Raw genomic sequence first — 18,787 nt, 5'->3', positions numbered from 1 at the left:
CCCGCCAAGGCAAGTGTCTCAGGTCGAATCGGAAGCTTCGTAGACCACCACTGCCGCGGCCAGGTCCTCCAAGGCGGTGCCCACGGCCTTGAAGACGGTCCGCCCGTCACCATCGGCGCGTCCCTTGATCCGGCCCGTGGCCAGGTCGGCCAACTCCCCTGCCACATCGTCGGCGGCGAACACGCCGCGCGACATGGGCCCGAGCAATTCGCCACTCTTTTGCAACGCCTCTTGTGTATCAACAAACAGACGTGCACCCGCAAAGCAGGCATCGTCTGCTTCGCGCATCTGCGGCGTGAAACTGCCGATCAGGTCGAGGTGGCTGCGAGGCCGCAGCCACGCGCCCTGCACCACCGGCTGCGTGGCGAGCGTGGCACAGCTCACGATGTCGACGTCGTTCACCGCGTGGGCAAGGTCCGGCGCAACGGCCGCCTCGATGTTCTGCGCGCACAGCCGCGCAGCGAGTGCCTTCGCCGCAGATTCGTCGCGGTCCCACACCACCACGCGTTCGATCGGACGCACGGCGCGGTAGGCCTCGGGAATCAGACTGCCGACACGTCCGCAGCCGACGACCAGCAGGCTGCGCGCATCGGCAGGCGCGAGATAGGACGCGGCCAGGGCCGAGGCGGCAGCGGTGCGGCGCGACGTGATCTCGTTGCCGTCGATCTGCGCCAGCGGCTCGCCCGTGCTGGCGTCGTACAGCACATAGGTCGAGAACAGTCCGGGCAGGCCGCGTTGCGCGTTGTCCGGGAAGATGGTCACTGTCTTGATGCCCAGGTAGCGGTCGTGCTGCCAGGCCGGCATGACCAGCACGGTGCGGGGCGAGGTGTGCGTCCCGGCCTGCAGCGAATGCGTGTGCCGCAAGGGCACCTCGCAGCCAGCGATGAACATCTCCCTAAGCGCCGGGATCAGGCAGTCGAAGGGCAATGCACGGCGGGTGCTTTCGGTATCGATGATTTTCATGGGGTCACGGATGGAGTCAGTTGAGTGAAAGTGCCGGCCGTCATGCCTCGAGCACCACGTCTTCGAGCGGGATGGCCTGGCAGGCCAGGCACACGGCCGGGTCTTCCGGTTCGCTGCCGTGCAGATGGCGCACCTTGCCGCTCAACAGGCGCACGGCGCAGCTCTCGCACTGGCCCACACGGCAGCCGCTGGCCATCTGCACGCCGAGCGATTCGCCAAAGGTCAGTAACGTGCCCTGCCGGGGCGTCCACGTCGCGGGGGCGCGGCCTGAGCGCGCGAAGCTGACGGTGAAGCGTTGGTCGCCGTCGGTGGGCGGCGTGGTGGGCGAACGGAAGACCTCGCTGAAGATGTCGAAGCGCGGAACGCCCCGTTCCACGAGGCCGGCGGTCACCGCGTCCATCATGGCCGGCGGTCCGCACAGGTAGAAGCGGGCGCGCTGCGCGATCAACGCGTCGTCCACCACGCTCGCGTCGATGAAGCGATTCGACTGGTAGTCGATGCCCTGACGCTCCTGCGGCTGTGGTGCGTTGTAGTGATCGACAACCTGCAACTGCGGCAGCCGCGCGCGGTGCTGCGCAATGCGCTCGCGAAACGCGTGGGTCGTGCCGTTCTGGTTGGCGTAGTAGAGCCAGATGGCCGGCCCCTGCGCGCCGTCGGGCAGCGATTCGAGCAGGCTGATGAAGGGCGTGATGCCGATGCCTCCCGCGAAAAAGACCAGCGGCTGCGGCGAGTGGCGCGGCAGCACGAAGCCGCCGGACGGCGCCCGCAGCGCGAGGGTGTCGCCGACCTTCAGCGCGCGGTGCAGATGGCTCGACACGCGCCCCTCGTGCGGCGTGCCGTCGGCCGAGCGGCCGCGCTGGTGGCGCACGGCCACGCTGTAGCTGCGCCGGCCCGGCACCTCGGTCGCGCCCGTGAGCGAGTAGGCGCGCGTGACCTGCGTGCCATCGTCCAGATGCAATTGCATCTCGATGTGCTGACCGGGTCGGTAATCGGGCAGTTCGCCGCCGTCGACCGGCTCGAAGTGGATGCCCAGCACGCCGTCGGCTTCGGGCCGCAGCGCGCCGATGCGGAAGGGGCGGTAGCCGGACCACTTGCGCTGCCGCACCTCTGTGGCCGGGTCGCGTTCGATGTCGCAGAGAAACGAGCGATGCGGCACCGAGCCGCTCACGGGGTCGCAGCTGTCGGCGGATATCAGCGCGTTGAAGTTGCTGCCCAACGCGCCTTCAATCGGCAGGCCGTCGCGGTCGAGCTCGGGACAGCTCTGCCACCAGCCGAACTCGGCCACGATGACGTCGTCCGCCAGTTGGGGCGTGACGCGGGCGACGAAGCGGGCCTCGCCCACGCGCGTGCGGATGCGCATCCAGTCGCCATCGACGATGCCCTTGGCGGCCGCGAGTGCGGGGCTCAATTCGGCCACCGGATCGGGCGCGCGCTTGCGCAGCGAGGCCAGACTGCGGTGCTGGCTGTGGCAATAGAAGCCGTTCTTGGCCGAACTCAGCACATAGGGAAAGCGGCCCTGGCGCGTGGCCTTCGCATCGCGCGGCGTGTCTGCCGGTTCGACGAAGGTGGCGACCGGCGGCTGGCCGTGGCGCAGCAGGGTTTCGGAATAGAGCTCGACGCGTCGCGTCGGGGTGTCGAAGCCGCGCACGCCGGTGGGCGTGGCGCGGGCGTACTTCTGCTCGCTCGCATCGATGGCGCAGGCCATGCCTTCGGGCCGGGCACGCAACTGGTCGACCGTGATGCCGAGTGGCTCGAGCATGTGGTTCCAGCCCGCGTCGAGGCTGCCACCGAAGAAGTCGCTCCCCATGCCCAGGCGAACGGCCAGATCGAACAGCACGTCGTTGTCGGCGCGCGATTCACCGCGTGGCGTCACCATGCGCTGGCGCAACTGCACCCAGCCGGCCGCACGGTCGTCGATCTCGAAGCCGATGCGCAGGCCTTCGCGCTCCCAGGGTGTGTTGACCGGCAGCAGGATGTCGGCGTACTGGGCGGCGGGTGTTTCGAACAAGTCACAGTGCACGTGGAATTCGAGCTGCGACAGCGCCCGGTGCGCGAGCGCCGTGTCGGCCTGCGACACTGGCAGGTTGGTGCCGAAGGCCATCATCGCGCGCACCTTGTAAGGCTCGCCTTCGAGAATCGCGCGGTAGGTGTCGCGCGCCGTCACCCAGCCGTGTGCGGGAGGGCCGATCGGGCGCTGCGCCAGGCCGAGCGCCTTGGCGCGCTGCGCGTCGGGCAGCAGTGAGAGCGAGTTGACGGCGTTGACGCGCGGGCCGACGCGAACGCGGTTCGCACCAATGCGGTCGAAGCTGCCGCACAGCGCATACAGCGTGGCGACCGCGCGCTCGGCTTGCGTCGCGTTGGTGTGCTGGCCGATGCCAGTCCAGGCGTGATAGGCCACGCGGCGGCAAGTGCCGAAGAGGTCAGCGACCGCGCGCAACGAAGCCTCGGCAACGCCGGTGATGCGTTCGACATTCGGCGGTGTGTAGGCCGCACAGCCCTGGGCCAGCAGTTCGAACGCTGGCGCGCACGACACGCGATGTGCGCCCACATTGATCTCGACCGCGCCGCGCAGGCGGAAGTGGGCTGCGTCCTGGGATTTCGCTGCCTGCTCGGTGTCATAGGGCACTGCACAGGCGAGCGCGTCGTTCCACGCCACGAAGCGGTTGCCCTGGGCATCGGGCCACAGGTCCTGCTCGCGCAGGAAGTGTCCGTTGTCGCTGCGCACCAGCAACGGTGCATTGGTCCACGCGCGCACGAAACCTTCGTCGAAGCGCGCGTCCGCGATCAGCAGGTGGATCAGCCCCAGCGCCAGTGCCGCATCGGTGCCGGGCCGCACAGGCAGCCAGCTGTCGGCCTGCCGCGCAAGCGCTGTGGGGCGCGGATCGATCACCACCATCTTCGCCCCGTTCGCGCGGCCTCGGCCGATCGCGTTGGCCTGTGCCAGCCAGGTGTTCGCGGGGTTGTGACCCCACAGCACGATCAGTTCAGCCTGCGCGTAGTCGGCCGCGGGCATGCCGCAGCCGAAGGTGAAGGCGTGCGCGAAGTCCTTGTGCCAGTTGCAGACCTCGGTCGCATAGCAGATGTTGGGGCTGCCGAAGAGGCGCACGAAGCGCTCGATCCAATCGATGCTGTCCGTCAATGGCGTGCCGCTGGGCGTTGTCACGGCGAACACCACCGACTCGGCGCCGCTCTCGGCCTTGATGGCCCCCAAGCGCTGCGCGGTCTCGGCCAGTGCCTCGTCCCAGCCGATGCGCACCCAGCCCGGATCCGCTTCGGTCTTGGGCCTCGTGCGGCGCATCGGGTAGCGCAGCCGGTGCGGGCTGTGCACCAGCTCGGGCGCAGCCTTGCCCTTCATGCACATCGCCTGGCCGGTGGGGTGCGAGGCGTCGGGCTTCACCGACACCAGCATGTCGTCACGCACCTCGTTGAGCGTGCCGCAGCGCGAACGGCAGAGCGTGCAGTAGCCCTGCTTGGTTTGCGTGGGCGCCGTCGTCGTCATCACTTGCATCCGGTATCTGCGTGACTCAAGGCATCACCGGCGCGACATAGCTCAGCGTGCGCCCGAAGGCCCAGAGCATGAAGAGCACCAGCGGCGCGTGCACCAGCAATTGCAGGAAGGTAAAGCCCACGATGTCGCGCGCCTTCAGCGACAGCACGCCCAGCAGCGGCAGCATCCAGAACGGGTTGATCAGGTTGGGCAGCGCCTCGGCCGCGTTGTAGACCTGCACGGCCCAGCCCAGGTGGACTTTCAGGTCGTTGGCCGCTTGCATGACGTAGGGCGCCTCGATGATCCACTTGCCGCCACCCGAGGGAATGAAGAAACCCAGCACGGCGGAATACGCGCCCATCACCACGGCGAAGCTGTCGACGTTGGAGATGCTTACGAACAGATGCGCGATGCGGTCCGACAGCGTGATGCCTGCGTCGCCCTTGGCACCGGTCAACATGGCCGCGATGGCACCGTACAGCGGGAACTGGATGATCACGCCCGCCGTCGACGGCACTGAGCGCGACACCGCGTCGAGAAAGCTGCGCGGGCGCCAGTGCAGCAGCAGCCCGATCATGAGGAACAGCAGGTTGTAGGTGTTGAGGCCCGAGATCGCGATCAGCGGGCTCTTGGCCATGAACTCCTGCGCCAGCCAGCCGAAGCCCAGCGCGCACAGGAGCAGCGTGAGCAGCGGACTGCGCTCGAACCACTCGCCGGGGCGGCGCTCGGCGGACTCGGCGGAAGCGGGATTGGCTTCCGTGAGGTCCACGCCCAGGTCCTGCGCCGTGACCGCGTGCTTCGCGTCGGGCGCCGACCACAGCGCGATGGCCACCGACACGACCATCAGCACCAACGCCATGGCAACCGACTGCCACAGGAAGATGGTCTGGCTGAACGGGATCACGCCGGTGATGTCCAGAATGCTCTTGGGCAGGCTGCTGGCGTTGGCCTGCAACTGCGCCGCCGACGAACTGAGCCCCAACGCCCAGGTCGCGCCCATGCCGAGGTAGGCCGCCGCGCCGCCCGCGCGGTAGTCCATGCGCAGGTCGAGGCGGCCGGCCAGCGCGCGCACATAGAGCGCGCTGAAGATCAGCGAGATACCCCAGTTGAAGAGCGACAGGATCATGCTGATTGCTGCCACGTACGCGATGGCCTGGCGCCCCGACACGGGCAGAGCGGCCAGCTTGCGGATGAGTCGCGCAGCCGGCGGCGAGGTCGCCACCACGTAGCCGCCGACGGCCACCAGCGCCATCTGCATCGTGAAAACAATGAGGCTCCAGAAGCCGTCGCCGAAAGACTTGGCCACCGCTTGCGGGCTCGATCCGTTCAGGAGCGCGGCGCCCGCGACCACCACCACGGCGATGGCCGCGAACACGAAGGCGTCGGGAAACCAGCGCTCGGCCCAGGCGGTGAAGCGCAGGCCCAGGCGGCTCAACAGCCCGGCATCGGTCGAGGCCTCTTGGGGTACAGGAGGGTGGGCGCCGTGGCCGGCGGAAGTGTGTGATGTCGATGGCATGGGGTCTCCTGCTACTAACTGCTGCTGGAACTGTGGGCGTCCTCGTCACACGCCTGACATGGCGTGCTGCCCGGATGTTAGGAATTGCCATCGACAATTCATAATCTCTATTTTCAATGGAGCGATATAGGATGAATCTATGTCGATAACGATCAAGCAGCTGCAGCACTTCGTGGCTGCTGCGCACACAGGGCAGGTGTCCCGGGCAGCCCAGCGCTGCTATGTGAGCCAGCCGTCGCTGACCACTTCGCTCAAGAACCTGGAGTCGACGCTGAAGGTACAGCTCTTTACGCGGCACTCCGACGGGCTGCGGCTCACGGTGCAGGGCGAGGGCTTTCTTCGGCACGCGGAGCACATGCTGCACACGCTCGATGCGGCGGTGGAGGAGACGCGCAACTCGGTGTCCTCGGTCGAGGGGCGGGTGCAGATCGCCATCACCGACACCGTGTCCGAATACATGCTGCCGAAGATCATCGGCGCGATGCGCAGGCAACTGCCGCTGGTCGAGTTCGAGCCTGTGGAGCGCAACCGGGTGGAGATCGAGAACGGCTTGCGCAGCGGCGAATTCGACCTGGCCGTGGTCCTGGTGTCGAACCTCTCGCGCGCGCCGGACATCCGGCGCGAGAACCTGCTGAAGTCGGAGCGTCGTCTGTGGACTTCGTTCGACCATCCGCTGGTGGCGCAGAAGTCGGTGTCGCTGCGCGAGATCGCGCAGATGCCCTTCGTGCTGCTGGACATGGACGAGCACGTGGACACCGTGGGCCGCTACTGGAGCGCGATGAAGCTCAAGCCCAAGGTCGTGTTCCGCACCAAATCGATCGAGGCCGTGCGCAGCCTCGTCGCACAGAACGTGGGTGTGACCATCCTGTCGGACCTGGTGTTTCGCCCCTGGTCACACGATGGTGGGCGTATTCGCAGGACAGTGGTGTCGAGCGCGGTGCCCTCGATGGACCTGGGACTGGCTTACCGGCGCGGGGCTGTTCTTTCCGAAGCTACGGCAGCCTCTGCAAGCACCTTGCGGTTGCTGGCCAAGACACTGACGAGAGAGTCACAGCCGCGGATGGATGACGAGCCGCTGTAGCTTTCGAGTGGGCCGCTTCCTGCGACACGCATGGCAGGCGTGGGGTGAGCGACAGCGACCGGCAGTTGTCGCCCAGTCGCCGAAGGCGGGCTTATCGCAAGCCAGAAGAATCGCGTCCAGGACCGCGTCTCTGGCAGCCTCATCGGCATTGTCCCGGCAGGCCGCGCAATACGGGCAGCAGTTGCTGCGTTCGCACAGGATATTTCAGAACGGCCGGAATTGCGGTGTGTCACCCTGTTAAGAAGAAGGAAGGGGGCGGTTCGCACTGCGCCGACCGATCAGGCAGTTCCGACTTCAGCCACGCGCAACCGGTAGAGGCCGACGTCGACGAGTCCCGCGTGGAAGCCGGCCTCGCAGTAGGAGAGGTAGTAGGTCCACAAGCGCTTGAACGCGGCGTCGAAGCCGAGTGGCTCGATCTGCGGCCAGGCGGCGAGGAACCGGCGACGCCACTCTGCCAGGGTTCGCGCGTAGTCCTTGCCGAAGCAGCGGGAAGCCTCGATCACCAACCCTGCGCGTTGCGCCTGTTCCCGCAGTACGCGCGGACTTGGCAGCATGCCGCCGGGAAAGATGCAGTGCTGGATGAAATCGGTCCCCTGGCGGTAGCTGTCGAACTGCGCATCGGCGATCGTGATCGCCTGCAGCACCACCACGCCACCGGGCTGGAGGCGCTCGCGCAAGGTGGCGAAGTAGGTGGGCCAGTAGGCCTCGCCGACGGCCTCGATCATCTCGATGGACACGATGCGATCGAACCGGCCCTGCACGTCGCGGTAGTCCTGCAACCGCAGGTCGACCCGGTCGGCCACGCCCCAGTCCTGCGCGCGTTCGCGGGCGAAGGCCAGTTGCTCGCTCGACAGCGTGACGCCTGTGACGCGCGCTTCGTGCCGGCGGGCCAGGCTCGCGGCCAGCGTTCCCCAGCCGCAGCCGATCTCGAGCACGTCGCCCCCTTGCGGGGTGTCGAGCATTTCGGCGATGGCAGTGAGGCGACGCGCCTGGGCGGCTTCCAGCGTGTCGTCGTCGGCGTCGCTGAACATCGCGCTCGAATACAGCATGCTGTCGTCCAGCCAGTGCCGGTAGAACGCGTTGCCCAGGTCGTAGTGGAATGCGATGTTGTGCCGGCTTCCGCGCCGGCTGTTGCTGTGGGTCAGGTGCCGCAGCCGCGCCGCCCAGCGCGCCAGCCCGCGCCCCTTGAGCAGCGATCCCCAGGCCGATTCGTTGGCCAGGCCGAATTCGAACAAGGCCAGCAGGTCCGGACTGTCCCACTCGCCATCGCGAAATGACAGGGCCAGGCCCAGATCGCCTTGCAGCGCCAGGCGCAGCAGCGGGCGCCAGCTCAGCAGGCGCAGGCTCGCGTGCGGCCCGGGTTCGAGGCCGGCCACCTCGATGCATCGGCCGCCCGGAAGGCTCAAGGACAGCCGGCCGAAACGCGTGCGGGCCAGCAGCCGGCGCAGCGGGGAGAAGACCGGAGCGGCATCGAGAGCGGGTGCGGAAGGTGTGGTCAGGCTCATGGGGTCTTGTTCGAAGAAACGATGGTGAGGTCGCGCTCTGGGGCAGCCGGTCGCGGATGCAGCGGCACGCGCTTGATCCACAGACGCAGGGCCTGCCAGTGGATGGCGGCCACCACCTTGAGGGTCAGCAACGGATGCGTGATGAACACGCGCAGCAGCGCCAGGTCGCTCAGGGGGGCGCGTTGGCCGTCAAGCCGCGCGTTGAGCACGGCGCCGGCCGCGTCGTGCACGCTGATGCCGACCGAGACCGCCTCGCCCGGCGGTGCGACGCGGAACCGGTAGTGCAGGTCCATGCCGTTGAAGGGAGAGACGTACATCTGCTTGTCGCAGTGCTGCTCGACGATGGGCGCGCCGTCGTCAGCGACCGGGATCAGGTAGCTGTGCCGCTGCCCGAAGGTGTTGTTGACCTCGTACAGCAGCGCCTGCAGCGCGCCGCCGGGTGCATGGCAGAACCAGACGCTGAGCGGGTTGAACACATGGCCGAGCAGTCGCGGCATAGCCAGCAGCCGGATCGCGCCGCCGGTCGGAAGGCCGGCCTCGCGCAGCCGCGCTTCCACCTGGGCCCGCAGGTCGCGGCCCGAACCGTCGCCATGGTCGGCGGCATGAAAGCTGAACAGGTTGAACCGGTCCACCGAGAAGCAGCGCAACCGGGCGTGCAGTTGCGGCAGTTCGTCGATGTCGATCAGCAGGTTGTAGACCCGGTAGCTCAGCCGATGCCGCTTCGGCCGCAGCCGCTGGTGCATGACGCGCCCGATGTAGAGTGCCGAGCCTCCGTGCGCATTCATGATGCGACGGTCTGTGCGCCTTGCGGCAGGTGGATGCGCCCGGACTCCTGCGCCACGCGCCAGGGCCGGCGCACGCCGCCGAGCGCTTCGGCGACGGCCAGGCCGGCCTGCAATCCGTCCTCGTGGAAGCCGGCGCCGAAGTAGGCGCCGCAGAACCAGGTGCGGCGCTGGCCCTGCAGCTGCCACAGCTGGCGCTGCGCGGCCATGGCCGCGGCATCGAACAGCGGGTGGTCGTAGACCTCGGTGCGGATCAGGTGCTCGGGCCGCGGGTCGATCGCCGGGTTCAGGGTCAGGAACAGCGGCTCGGCCGCCGCGCCCTGCGGCAGGTGGGGCTGCAGCCGGTTCATCCAGTAGGTCACCGTCGGGGCCGCGCCGCTGCCGCGCGTGCCGAGGTAGTTCCAGCTCGACCACACGGCGCGCCGCGCTGGCATCAGGGCGGGGTCGCGGTGCAGCACGGCCAGGTTGCGGCTGTAGGGCAGGGCACCGAGCAGGGCCCGTTCGGCACCGGTGGGCGCGTCAAGCAGCGCCAGCGAGCGGTCCGCATGGGTGGCCAGGACCACCTGGTCGAAGCGTTCGGGCCACCAGCCAGCGCTGGTGCGAAGCCGCACACCCGCCGGCTCGCGATGCAGTTCGAGCACGGCCCGGTCCAGCTGGATGCGGTCGGCGAAAGGCTGGCTGAGGCGCCGCACGTATTCGCGGCTGCCGCCCACCACGGTGCGCCAGATGGGGCGGCCGCTGATCTGCAGCAGCCCATGGTTCTCGCAGAACCGCACAAAGGCGGCAACCGGATAGCGACCCACCTGCGCCGCTGGCGTGGACCAGATGGCCGCAGCCATGGGGTAGAGATGGTCGTCGCGAAACGCGCGGCCATAGCCGTGGGCATCCAGGTAGTCGTCGAGCGCCTGGTCGCCTGCGACCTGCGCATCGCGCGGAGCCTCGCGGTAGAACCGCAGCAGGTCGCGCAGCATGGCCCAGAAGCGGGGGCGCGCCAGGTTGCGCTTTTGCGCGAACAAGCCGCGCAGGTCGGTGCCGGCGTATTCGAGCCCGCCGGCGTCCAGGCTCACTGCGAACGACATGTCCGAGGCCGCGGTCGGCACGGCCAGGTGCTGGAACAACGCGGTGAGGTTCGGGTATGCGGGCTCGTTGTAGACGATGAATCCGGTGTCCACCGGCACCGGGCCTTCCCGGCTTGGCGCGTCCACGGTATGGCTGTGGCCGCCCAGCCGAGGCTCGCTCTCGAACACCGTGACCTCGTGGCGCTGGGACAGCAGCCAGGCGCAGGACAGGCCCGAGATGCCGGTGCCGACGACGGCGATGCGCTGCTCGGGAGGCACGGAGGCAGGCGTCGGCAAGGCGGCAGACGGGGCAAGAAGAGGCAGCATGGAGAGTCTCCGTCGGGTCGTGCTGCCTGTACGCAGGAAATGGCCGTTTGGATTACCGCCGTGTCGCTGCGATGATCCGAACGCGGCTTCCTTGCGTATGACAGCACATGACCGCGGCTCCTGATCCGTCCAACCCCTCTGCGGGCACTCCGTTGCCCCGCAGTCGTCGAGCGTCCCTCTTGACCGTTGTCTCCCCCGATTCCGAGCCATCTGCCTTGCCCGACGACCTCTGGGCCGAGGCGATGGCCGCCGTGGCGCAGCGGCAGGACCGGGACGCGTTCGCGCAGCTGTTCTCGCATTTCGCGCCGCGCATCAAGCACTACCTGATGCACAGCGGCAGCCCGGCCATCCAGGCCGAGGAGCTGGCCCAGGAAGCCCTGGTCACCGTCTGGCGCAAGGCCGCGCTGTTCGATCCGGCCCGGGCGGCTGCCACGACCTGGATCTTCGCCATCGCGCGCAACCTGCGTGTGGACGCGCTGCGGCGGCGCCAGGGCGTGCAGTCGTCTGAAGACGCGTTCGACTTCGACCTGCTCCAGTCGGATGACCCGACCGTCGAAGACCAGCTGCACGACGCGCGCCTGAACGAACGGCTGCGCGGCGCGCTGCGCCAGCTTCCGCCCGAGCAGCAGCAGGTGCTGCACCTTTCCTATTTTGAAGACGCGCCGCATGCCCGCATCGCGGCCCAGCTGTGCATTCCGCTGGGCACGGTGAAGTCGCGCGTGCGCCTGGCGGTCGCCCAACTGCGCCGCCTGCTGGAACATTGACGATGGACATCCGACACCACCCCGACGACGACCTGCTGCTGGCCGGGTCCTCCGGCCACTTGCCGGTTGGCATGCGACTGGTCCTGGCCAGCCACCTGGAACTGTGCCCGCTGTGCCGCGAGCGCGCGCGCGCACTCGATGCCGTGGGCGGCATCCTGCTCGATGACCTGGAAGCGGTCCCGCTTGCCGATGACGCGCTGTCGCGCACCTGGGCCCGGATCGATGCGCACGAAGGCGCTGAACCCGCGCCGGTGCGGGTCAGTGCGCCCCCGCCGCTGCCGCCCGGTGCGCGCTGGCCGCGCGCGCTCGCTCACTGCAGTGCCACGCCCTGGCGCTGGATCGGTCCCGGCATGCGCTGGAGCCGTGTGACCGTGCCCGAGGCCCCGGAGGCCAACGTCTTTCTTCTGCGCATCGCGGCCGGCAAGTACCTGCCGCAGCACACGCATCAGGGGCAGGAGTTCACCCAGGTGCTGCACGGCCGCTTCCACGATGGCCGGGCCTTGTTCGGCCCCGGCGATTTCGATGCGGCCGATGCCGAGATCAACCATCAGCCGGTGGTCCAGGACGGCAGCGAGTGCATCTGCCTGGCCTCGCTGGACGGTCGGCTGCGCTTCGACGGGGCTATTGCGCGTTTCTTCGGCGCGCTGGTCGGGATGTGAGGCGCACCGCGACCCACGCCGACACGCCGCTCACGGCCGTGCCCCATGCCAGGTCGGCGGCCGTGACGGCCCAGGGCCAGTCGCGCAGCGTGGCCTGGTTCGTCAGGTCATAGGTCGCGTAGGCCACGAGCCCGAGCAGCGCGCCGCGACGCAACGCGACGGCGGGCTCGCCGGCCTCCAGTGCCGGCGCGATCGCCAAGACGACCAGGCCGACCAGGTAGAGCGCATAGAACAGCGCCGCCGCCGTCCAGTCCACCTGCGGCGCCATCAGCGCACCGAGCGCGGGCTGGTACAGGCGCGGTCCCATGACCGACAGCCAGACGGCGTCCAGCACCAGAAAACACACGAGTGCCCACAGGTAGGCAGCGAGCAAGGTACGCGGGGATGGCTTCATGGGGTGCTCCGTGCAGGAGAGGTCAGTCGGTAGCTCAGTGGGCGATCGCCCTTGGTGTCAGCGTCGAGCCCGATCCAGCGTCCGCTGTCGGCGGCATACCAGATGCGGATGCGCTGCTGCGCCGCCTGCAGTCGCCAGCCGCGCGCCCGCACGGGCTGACCGCGGACCTCGAGGGTCGCATCGGGCAGCGGCTCGAAGCGGACCGGCTCGACCTTGCCCGTCTGGGGATCGATCAGGCGCTGTTGTTTCACCAGCCGGGGATTCCAGTAGGCAAAGCTCATCGGGCAGTCGCCGTCGAAGCGCTGCGCGATCTGCTGGCGGGTGCCGTCGTCGTCGGTCTCGGCGCGCAGTTCACGCAGGCAGTCTCCGGCCCAGCGCTCCTCGGCCTGGTGCCGGTAGCGGTAGACAGGGATGCCGAGCATGCGCACGGTGAACAGGGCACGACTGTCGACGCTGCGCGTCGCCGCCGTGCCGCCGACGACAAAGCGATGGGTCCCGATCGGCTTGCCGTCGAGCATGGCGGTGAAGTGCCATTCGCCCGCTTCCTCGTCACCTTCCTGTGCCACGGCCAGGCAGGTCGCCAGTGCCAGCATCAGCCCCAAGGCCCGGTGCTTCATGGCCGGGCGCCGCGCCGCGGCGGCCAGGGAATGAAGGCGCTGGTGCGTGCCGCGTAGCTGCGGTAGGCGGGGCGGCGCTCGGCAATGTCGCGCTCCAGCAGCGCGACGCCCGACACCTTGAGCAACAGGACGGTCATCAGCAGCGGAGACACCAGGCACCACGCCGCCGCCCATCCGCCCGCCGACAGCGCTGCCAACCCGAGGCCCCACCAGACGCAGGCCTCGCCGAAGTAGTTGGGGTGGCGCGACCAGGCCCAGAGGCCGCGGTCCATCACCGCATCCTCGCGGCGCGGGCCGCGCAGGAAGCGGGCGAGCTGGGCGTCGGCCACGGCCTCGAAGACCATACCGCCGCCGGCCAGCAGCAGGGCCAGCACGTCCAGCCAGGAGAGGGGCGACGGGTGCGCGAACGCGGCCAGCAGCGGCCAACCGACGATCCATGCCAACACCGCCTGGAGCCCGAACACGAGGTAAAGGCTTTTCAGTCCGAAGTGTGGTTCGTTGCGCGCACGCATGGCTTGGTAGCGGCGGTCTTCGCCGTGGCCCCAGTTGCGACGCCCGATGTGCAGCGCCAGCCGGCAAGCCCATGCCAGCAGCAGCCCGAGCATCCAGACGCTGCGAGCGTCGAGCGCGCGGGCATGGGCGCCGGCGTAGGCCAGGGCCGGCGCCGCGATCATCAGGGGCCAGATCCGGTCCGCCAGGCTGGCGTCGCGCACCACGACGCTGAACACCCAGACCGGCAACGCCAGGCCGAGGGCGATCGCCAGACCCAGGCATGCGAGCGACAGCATCACCGTTTCTCGAACAGGTAGTGACCGACCCACCACTGGCCGCCCTCGGCGTAGCCGAACAGCTCTTCCACCGAAATGAAGAAGAGCCGCCAGCGGGTCCACCACACCGGCGCGTCGCGCTCTCCGTAGACGGCGGCCAGCAGGGGCATGAGGGTGGTCCGCCGGGCGTCCATGCGCGCCAGCCAGGCGGCCGAGGTCCGCGCGTAGTGGCGGCCATCCCAGCGCCAGCGGTGCAGCAGGCGCAAGTCGTCCTGGCAGCGCAGGGCGAGATCGTCGCTCGGCATCATGCCGCCGGAGAAAAAGTGGCGGCTCATCCAGTCGCTGGCATCGCGCTCCTCGAACGGGTAGGGCGCTTCGCGGTGAACGAAGACGTGCATGAAGAACCGCCCCTGCGGTTTCAACCAGCGGGCCACATGCGAAAAGGCGCGCGGCCAGTTGCGCAGGTGCTCGAACATCTCCACCGACACCACCCGGTCGAAGCGCTCGCCGGTCTCGAAATCATTGAAGTCGCAGGTGATCACCTCGAGGTTGCCCAGGCCGCGTGCCGCGGCTTCGGCCGTGATGAACAGCCGCTGCGAGTGCGAATTGGAGACCGCCGTGATGCGGGCGCGCGGGAAGTGTTCGGCCATCCACAGGCTCAGCGAGCCCCAGCCGCAGCCCAGCTCCAGAATGCGCAGCCCGTCTTCCAGGCCGGCGCGGGCGCAGGTCTCGGCCAGGGCCACCGCCTCGGCCTGCTCGAGCGTCTGCACTCCTTCAGGCCACCAGCAGCAGCTGTACTTCCGGTGGGGCCCCAGCACGCCTGTGAAGAACTCGGCGGGCAGCTCGTAGTGTTGCTCGTTGGCTTTCTCGGGCAGCAGGGCCAGCGGTGCCTCGCGCAGTTCATCGAAAAATGCCTCCGAACGCAGGGCGACGGCTTCCGGGTCGCCGCTGTCCAGCTCGACCAGGCGCTGGCGCAGCAGCCGCCGCACCCCCACCCGAACGGCGCCGTCGGGCACCAGGCCTTGTTCAACCCAATGGATGGCAGTGGAGGTGCTCGAGGCTTGGGGCATGGCGGTGGGTGCAGGAGAGAGTCTCTTCCTCCTACGCCAGGCCGGCCGCAATGGATCACTGTTCGTCGGCTTCAGCGCATGGGGACTGGGGCGACGGTGCGAAGTACTGCGGCCGAACACCTGGCGGCGTCGCAGGCCAATCCAACTATCTCTGGACAAACTGGACATGCACAGCGTCAGCTACGAAGCGGACGTCGCCGCATTGGTCATGGCCGGTGCAACCATCTGGGAGTTCTCCTGCGGGCCGGGAGGGGCACATGCCCCCAGCTGGGTGCCGCCCGCTTCCGCTGCATAGCTGTCCTTCGTGTACGCCCGCTCCAGACTGATTGCTGCCGCTCGGGGCGATATGCATCGAGGGCGGCTTTGCGACCCGGCGGGGACTTCCGCCTCGCAAATCTGCTCGAGCCGTCTGACTGAAGTAGACACGAACCAGCCGGTGCGCTCGTGTCAATAAACGGAGGTTCCAAACGCTCTGTGGCTTGGGCGACTGCGCGCATGCGTTGTGTCTTCAGTCTCGCCAAAGCGACGCAACAAGGCACATACGGTCGGTTGCCCAGGAGGCTCTACAGCATGGTTGTCGATGTCAGTTCGCAGCGTCTCGTCGAGCGTTGGCGTGTCGCCCCTGGCCAGTCGAACTTCGATCGACCACACAATGGCGTCACGAAGGATTTTCGGCATGCTGCGCCCACTGAGGTAAGTCCGAAGCAGCGACTCGGCGGTGAACTGGGAAGGTGTCATGGGCCCCTCCGTTGTAGAAGTTGAAGCCGCCACACTACCGCGCAGGAGATTTTTCGACCGTGCGCTGGCGCACAGACCGAAAACAAAAGGCGCGCCATGATCTGGTTGACGGCCATCCGGCGCTGGTAGAGGAAGCTTAAGCACCCGCCCATCAAGAGCGGCACCTCGATGCCGGCGGGCCGTCACCTCGCTGGATTTCATGGCAAAGGCCAAGCACTTGGGCCTGCAGAGCGATCAACTCCCGTTGTCTTACGGGCGCGAAGCGCCAAGCGTGTGATAGTGCACAGCCGCCCCCAAGAAAGATTCTCGCAATGTCCGATGCTCCCTACTTTCATGATGCCTCTGGCTCCGTCCGCTTCTGGGTGGACATGGAAGGCAACCGGTTCGTGAGTGCCAGCGTCGGGAGCCAAGCGCTGCGCTATCACTTTCACACATCCGAGAGCGCCGATCCGCTTGAAACCTTCGGCCACCATGTCGAAGAGATTGAAGCTGCGGTGCGGCGGCGTCTCTCACAGGGGGCCATGGAGCCGGTGATGCTGCGGGAGAACGATCTTCATGTTCCTGCCATGTGAATGGCAGGAAGGCCGCCTGTCATGAGATCAACCGTGCGTAGTTGCGCTGGTTGGCCCGATAGCAATCGCACGCCACATTTTCCAGTCCCTGGCGATCCGTGATCGTGATGGCGCCGCGGCGGTATTCGATCAGCCGACGCTCGTGCAGTGCCGTCGCTGCATTGGTGATGCCGACCCTGCGCACCCCCAGCATGCGACCCAGTACTTCATGAGTCAGTGCCAGGTGTGCGGAGTGCGCGCAATCCTGCGTGGTCAGTAGCCAGCGCGCCAGGCGCTCCTCGATCAGATGGAAGCGGTTGCACAGGCCCGAGCGACCCAGTTCCATCAGCAGCACACAGACGTAGCGGTTGAGAACACGCCTGAGCATCGTGTTGTGCTCCAGTTCCTGAGCAAAGGACTGCGCTGTCAGGCGCCAGGCCAGACCGCTGCCCTGAACGAACGCTCGCAACGGTGCGCTCTGAACACCCAGCGACAGTTCGTAGCCCAAGGCGCCCTCGTTGCCCACCAAGCCTGTTTGCAGGCCGTCGTGGCCGTCCGCCGTGGAAACCAGCGAAACAAAGGCGCTCGTGGGGAAGTGGATGTGGTGGATGGCATCGCCCGGCTCGTAGAGCGTCTGGGCCGCGGCCAATGGCACGCTCTCGCATTTTTCGAGCAGACGCGCCCTGACCATCGGCGGCAGCACTTCGAGCAGACGGTTGTGAATGGGGCGGGTCGGATGGGATGTCACAGAGCCCCTGTTGAGAGGAGCCAGCGCGAAAATGCGTGACCCGCCGCATTGTTGCCGATGCGATGGCTCACGTCTGTGCGGCGGCGCACCGAGCGTGACCGTCGGTGCGGCGAATCAGCTTGCCACTTGGCGAGGCAGCAGCCGATCCGTTTCGCGCTTCACGACCTCATAGCATTCACACACCTGCTGTTCCAGGCCCGGACGGTCGAGTACCGTGATGTGACCTCGCGCGTACTTGATCAGGTTCAGACGCTGCAATTTGCCTGCCGCCTCCGTCACGCCTTCGCGTCTCACGCCGAGCATGTTGGCGATCAGCTCTTGCGTCATGACCAGTTCATTGCCCGGCAATCTGTCCAGGCTCAACAACAGCCAGCGGCACAACTGCTGCTCGAGCGAATGATGCCGGTTGCACACCGCCGTTTGCGACATCTGGGTGATGAGCGATTGGGTGTAGCGCAGCAAGAGGTGAAGCAACGGCCCCCCCCTTGTCCGTCAGCTCCTGAACGTGGGTGGCACTCAGCCTGAAGGCCTTGCCTGCACTTTGCACCACGGCACGATTGGGGGTGCTACCTCCGCCCATCAGGAGCGACACGCCCACCATGCCTTCGAAGCCGACGACCGCGATCTCCGCCGACTGCCCGTTCTCCAGCACGTACAGCAGGGAGACGATGCAATCGACGGGGAAGAAAACGTGTCGCTGCACCACCCCCGACTCGTAGAGCACCTCCCCGAGACGCAGCGGCACCAATTCCAGGAACGGCTCCATTCGGGCCATCACCTCGAGAGGGATGGCATCCAGCAGTTCGTTGTGTGCAGCGGCCCGACGCAACGAAGAAGAACGAGGAGGCAATGCCATGGGCGAGATCTGCTTCCAAATTTTCATGATTCTGCGACTGAAATCCGGCGTCTGTGCGCTGGCGTACCAATCGCCGGGACATTTTTGGGGGGGCTTGGTGCGCCAGCGAACAGTCAGGGACTCACTTTCTGGCTAGCGTGGGCCCCCGGAACCTCGCTTTGGAGAGCAACCCCATGTACGCCATGAGCCCCGCGGAAATCGACACCGAGAACCTGGCGCGCACTTGCTTGTTCGGCCGTCAATTGCCCCGAATCCTGCACCGACCGGTGCGTGGGTTTCGGGCACATGGTTGGGTGGCCGCAAGTTCTCAGCAGTCAACGCTGCCGCCCAACACAGACCCGGGAAATCCAATGCCTATGCATCTGCTCCGCCGCTTTTGCCGCGCGCGACCGCCTGTGCCGACCGATGATCTGGAGGAGACTCGAATGCGCGGAGTGCTGCGCAGCGCGGGGTTGAACGAGGCTGAGTCTCTGCTCCCCCGGTTGTGCCCACGTGGGCGAGTCGTCTGTTCAGTCCGGGCCACCGTGATGCGCGTGACGCCCAAAAGGCATGCTGCATCGGAACAAGCGCATTGAGCCCGTAGCATGGCCAAGCTTCTCGTGCACACAGCGACGGTGACTCTCAGCTTGCCCTTCGACATTGACGCGGACGCCGAAGTCGCAGCCCTTCGCGGCGCAGGAATCCCCGTTGATGCGCTCGGCAACGCAGAGTCTGGCTACCTGTTCGTGAGGCTCGCCAACAACCGCTGCGACAACATCTTCCGGTGGTTTCCCAACAAGAAGTTCTCAAAACCCTGAGAGGCTGCATTGATCTCTACGTCGGCGGCGAATGGCAGCAGGGATTTTCGGGGGTAGATTCAAGGGCTAATACGCAAAGCCGTCCCTAGAAAACTCGGCCTGCGTGC

The 18,787-nt window shown here is 67.3% G+C and carries 17 protein-coding genes and 1 pseudogene; 5 read left to right on the top strand and 13 right to left on the bottom strand.

The genetic code is table 11. The features are described 5' to 3' along the window. Positions 1-18: 18 nt before the first annotated feature. Genes lhpI through AC1RAA_RS08510 form a run of 3 tightly spaced genes read right to left on the bottom strand, consistent with a single transcriptional unit; the run spans position 19 to position 5,966 of the window. Positions 19-963, bottom strand: a complete 945-nt coding sequence (lhpI, locus tag AC1RAA_RS08520) for a bifunctional Delta(1)-pyrroline-2-carboxylate/Delta(1)-piperideine-2-carboxylate reductase (protein WP_492727617.1) — start codon at positions 961-963, stop codon at positions 19-21. A 40-nt stretch (positions 964-1,003) separates the two neighbouring features. Next, positions 1,004-4,471 carry a molybdopterin-dependent oxidoreductase gene (locus tag AC1RAA_RS08515; RefSeq protein WP_492727616.1) on the bottom strand — a complete coding sequence of 1,156 codons (3,468 nt, stop codon included), beginning with the start codon at positions 4,469-4,471 and terminating at the stop codon, positions 1,004-1,006. Between the two features lie 16 nt (positions 4,472-4,487). Continuing rightward, complete coding sequence (locus tag AC1RAA_RS08510) at positions 4,488-5,966, bottom strand: short-chain fatty acid transporter (RefSeq protein WP_492727615.1); 1,479 nt, start codon at positions 5,964-5,966, stop codon at positions 4,488-4,490. 139 nt (positions 5,967-6,105) lie between these two features. Between AC1RAA_RS08510 and AC1RAA_RS08505 the strand changes: the two genes are divergently transcribed. Beyond that, positions 6,106-7,047, top strand: a complete 942-nt coding sequence (locus tag AC1RAA_RS08505) for a LysR family transcriptional regulator (RefSeq protein WP_492727614.1) — start codon at positions 6,106-6,108, stop codon at positions 7,045-7,047. 278 nt (positions 7,048-7,325) lie between these two features. On the opposite strand, the gene AC1RAA_RS08500 is transcribed toward AC1RAA_RS08505, so the two are convergent. From AC1RAA_RS08500 to AC1RAA_RS08490, 3 genes are read right to left on the bottom strand one after another with little or no spacing between them, the layout of a single operon-like run. After that, positions 7,326-8,552, bottom strand: a complete 1,227-nt coding sequence (locus AC1RAA_RS08500; RefSeq protein WP_492727613.1) for a class I SAM-dependent methyltransferase — start codon at positions 8,550-8,552, stop codon at positions 7,326-7,328. Then, a complete protein-coding gene (locus AC1RAA_RS08495; RefSeq protein WP_492727612.1) occupies positions 8,549-9,337 on the bottom strand; it encodes a DUF1365 domain-containing protein in 789 nt (262 codons plus the stop codon). The genes AC1RAA_RS08500 and AC1RAA_RS08495 overlap by 4 nt, the downstream gene beginning before the upstream one ends. Continuing rightward, a complete protein-coding gene (locus tag AC1RAA_RS08490) occupies positions 9,334-10,719 on the bottom strand; it encodes an NAD(P)/FAD-dependent oxidoreductase (RefSeq protein ID WP_492727611.1) in 1,386 nt (461 codons plus the stop codon). The genes AC1RAA_RS08495 and AC1RAA_RS08490 overlap by 4 nt, the downstream gene beginning before the upstream one ends. A 215-nt stretch (positions 10,720-10,934) precedes the next feature. Between AC1RAA_RS08490 and AC1RAA_RS08485 the strand changes: the two genes are divergently transcribed. Beyond that, positions 10,935-11,483: a sigma-70 family RNA polymerase sigma factor gene (locus tag AC1RAA_RS08485; RefSeq protein WP_492727610.1), complete on the top strand. Its 549-nt coding sequence runs from the start codon at positions 10,935-10,937 to the stop codon at positions 11,481-11,483. Positions 11,484-11,485: 2 nt separating this feature from the next. Continuing rightward, a complete protein-coding gene (locus AC1RAA_RS08480; protein ID WP_492727609.1) occupies positions 11,486-12,142 on the top strand; it encodes a ChrR family anti-sigma-E factor in 657 nt (218 codons plus the stop codon). Here AC1RAA_RS08480 and AC1RAA_RS08475 read toward each other — a convergent pair. The 5 genes from AC1RAA_RS08475 to AC1RAA_RS08455 all read right to left on the bottom strand — a co-directional run bounded on the left by AC1RAA_RS08475 (position 12,105) and on the right by AC1RAA_RS08455 (position 15,728). Next, entirely contained in the window at positions 12,105-12,536 is a 432-nt protein-coding gene (locus tag AC1RAA_RS08475; protein WP_492727608.1) for a DUF2177 family protein, read from the bottom strand. The two genes, AC1RAA_RS08480 and AC1RAA_RS08475, sit on opposite strands and share 38 nt — an antisense overlap. Beyond that, the gene (locus AC1RAA_RS08470) at positions 12,533-13,153 is read right to left on the bottom strand and encodes a DUF6134 family protein (protein WP_492727607.1); all 621 of its coding nucleotides are present in this window, start codon (positions 13,151-13,153) and stop codon (positions 12,533-12,535) included. Before AC1RAA_RS08470 ends, AC1RAA_RS08475 begins: the two co-directional genes overlap by 4 nt. Further along, on the bottom strand, positions 13,150-13,941 hold the full coding sequence (locus AC1RAA_RS08465) for a DUF1295 domain-containing protein (RefSeq protein WP_492727606.1): 792 nt from the start codon (positions 13,939-13,941) through the stop codon (positions 13,150-13,152). The genes AC1RAA_RS08470 and AC1RAA_RS08465 overlap by 4 nt, the downstream gene beginning before the upstream one ends. Next, positions 13,941-14,990, bottom strand: coding sequence for an SAM-dependent methyltransferase (locus AC1RAA_RS08460; RefSeq protein WP_492727605.1), 1,050 nt, complete (start codon positions 14,988-14,990; stop codon positions 13,941-13,943). Before AC1RAA_RS08460 ends, AC1RAA_RS08465 begins: the two co-directional genes overlap by 1 nt. Positions 14,991-15,437: 447 nt before the next feature. Beyond that, positions 15,438-15,728 carry a hypothetical protein gene (locus AC1RAA_RS08455; protein WP_157755132.1) on the bottom strand — a complete coding sequence of 97 codons (291 nt, stop codon included), beginning with the start codon at positions 15,726-15,728 and terminating at the stop codon, positions 15,438-15,440. A gap of 311 nt (positions 15,729-16,039) precedes the next feature. Here AC1RAA_RS08455 and AC1RAA_RS08450 point away from each other — a divergent pair, with 311 nt between their 5' ends. Next, positions 16,040-16,300: a DUF1488 family protein gene (locus AC1RAA_RS08450; protein WP_492727604.1), complete on the top strand. Its 261-nt coding sequence runs from the start codon at positions 16,040-16,042 to the stop codon at positions 16,298-16,300. Between the two features lie 19 nt (positions 16,301-16,319). On the opposite strand, the gene AC1RAA_RS08445 is transcribed toward AC1RAA_RS08450, so the two are convergent. Both AC1RAA_RS08445 and AC1RAA_RS08440 read right to left on the bottom strand, forming a co-directional pair. After that, positions 16,320-17,027 carry a Crp/Fnr family transcriptional regulator gene (locus AC1RAA_RS08445; protein ID WP_492727603.1) on the bottom strand — a complete coding sequence of 236 codons (708 nt, stop codon included), beginning with the start codon at positions 17,025-17,027 and terminating at the stop codon, positions 16,320-16,322. A gap of 114 nt (positions 17,028-17,141) precedes the next feature. Next, positions 17,142-17,883, bottom strand: a pseudogene (locus tag AC1RAA_RS08440) (Crp/Fnr family transcriptional regulator). A gap of 584 nt (positions 17,884-18,467) precedes the next feature. On the opposite strand from AC1RAA_RS08440, the gene AC1RAA_RS08435 reads away from it, so the two are divergent. Next, entirely contained in the window at positions 18,468-18,680 is a 213-nt protein-coding gene (locus AC1RAA_RS08435; RefSeq protein ID WP_062472154.1) for a hypothetical protein, read from the top strand. Positions 18,681-18,787 lie beyond the last annotated feature (107 nt).

Source organism: Variovorax sp. GW823-FHT04F07 (assembly GCF_058795995.1).
The sequence above is the reverse complement of the archived record's forward strand: the minus strand, read 5'-3'. Positions and strand labels throughout refer to the sequence as shown.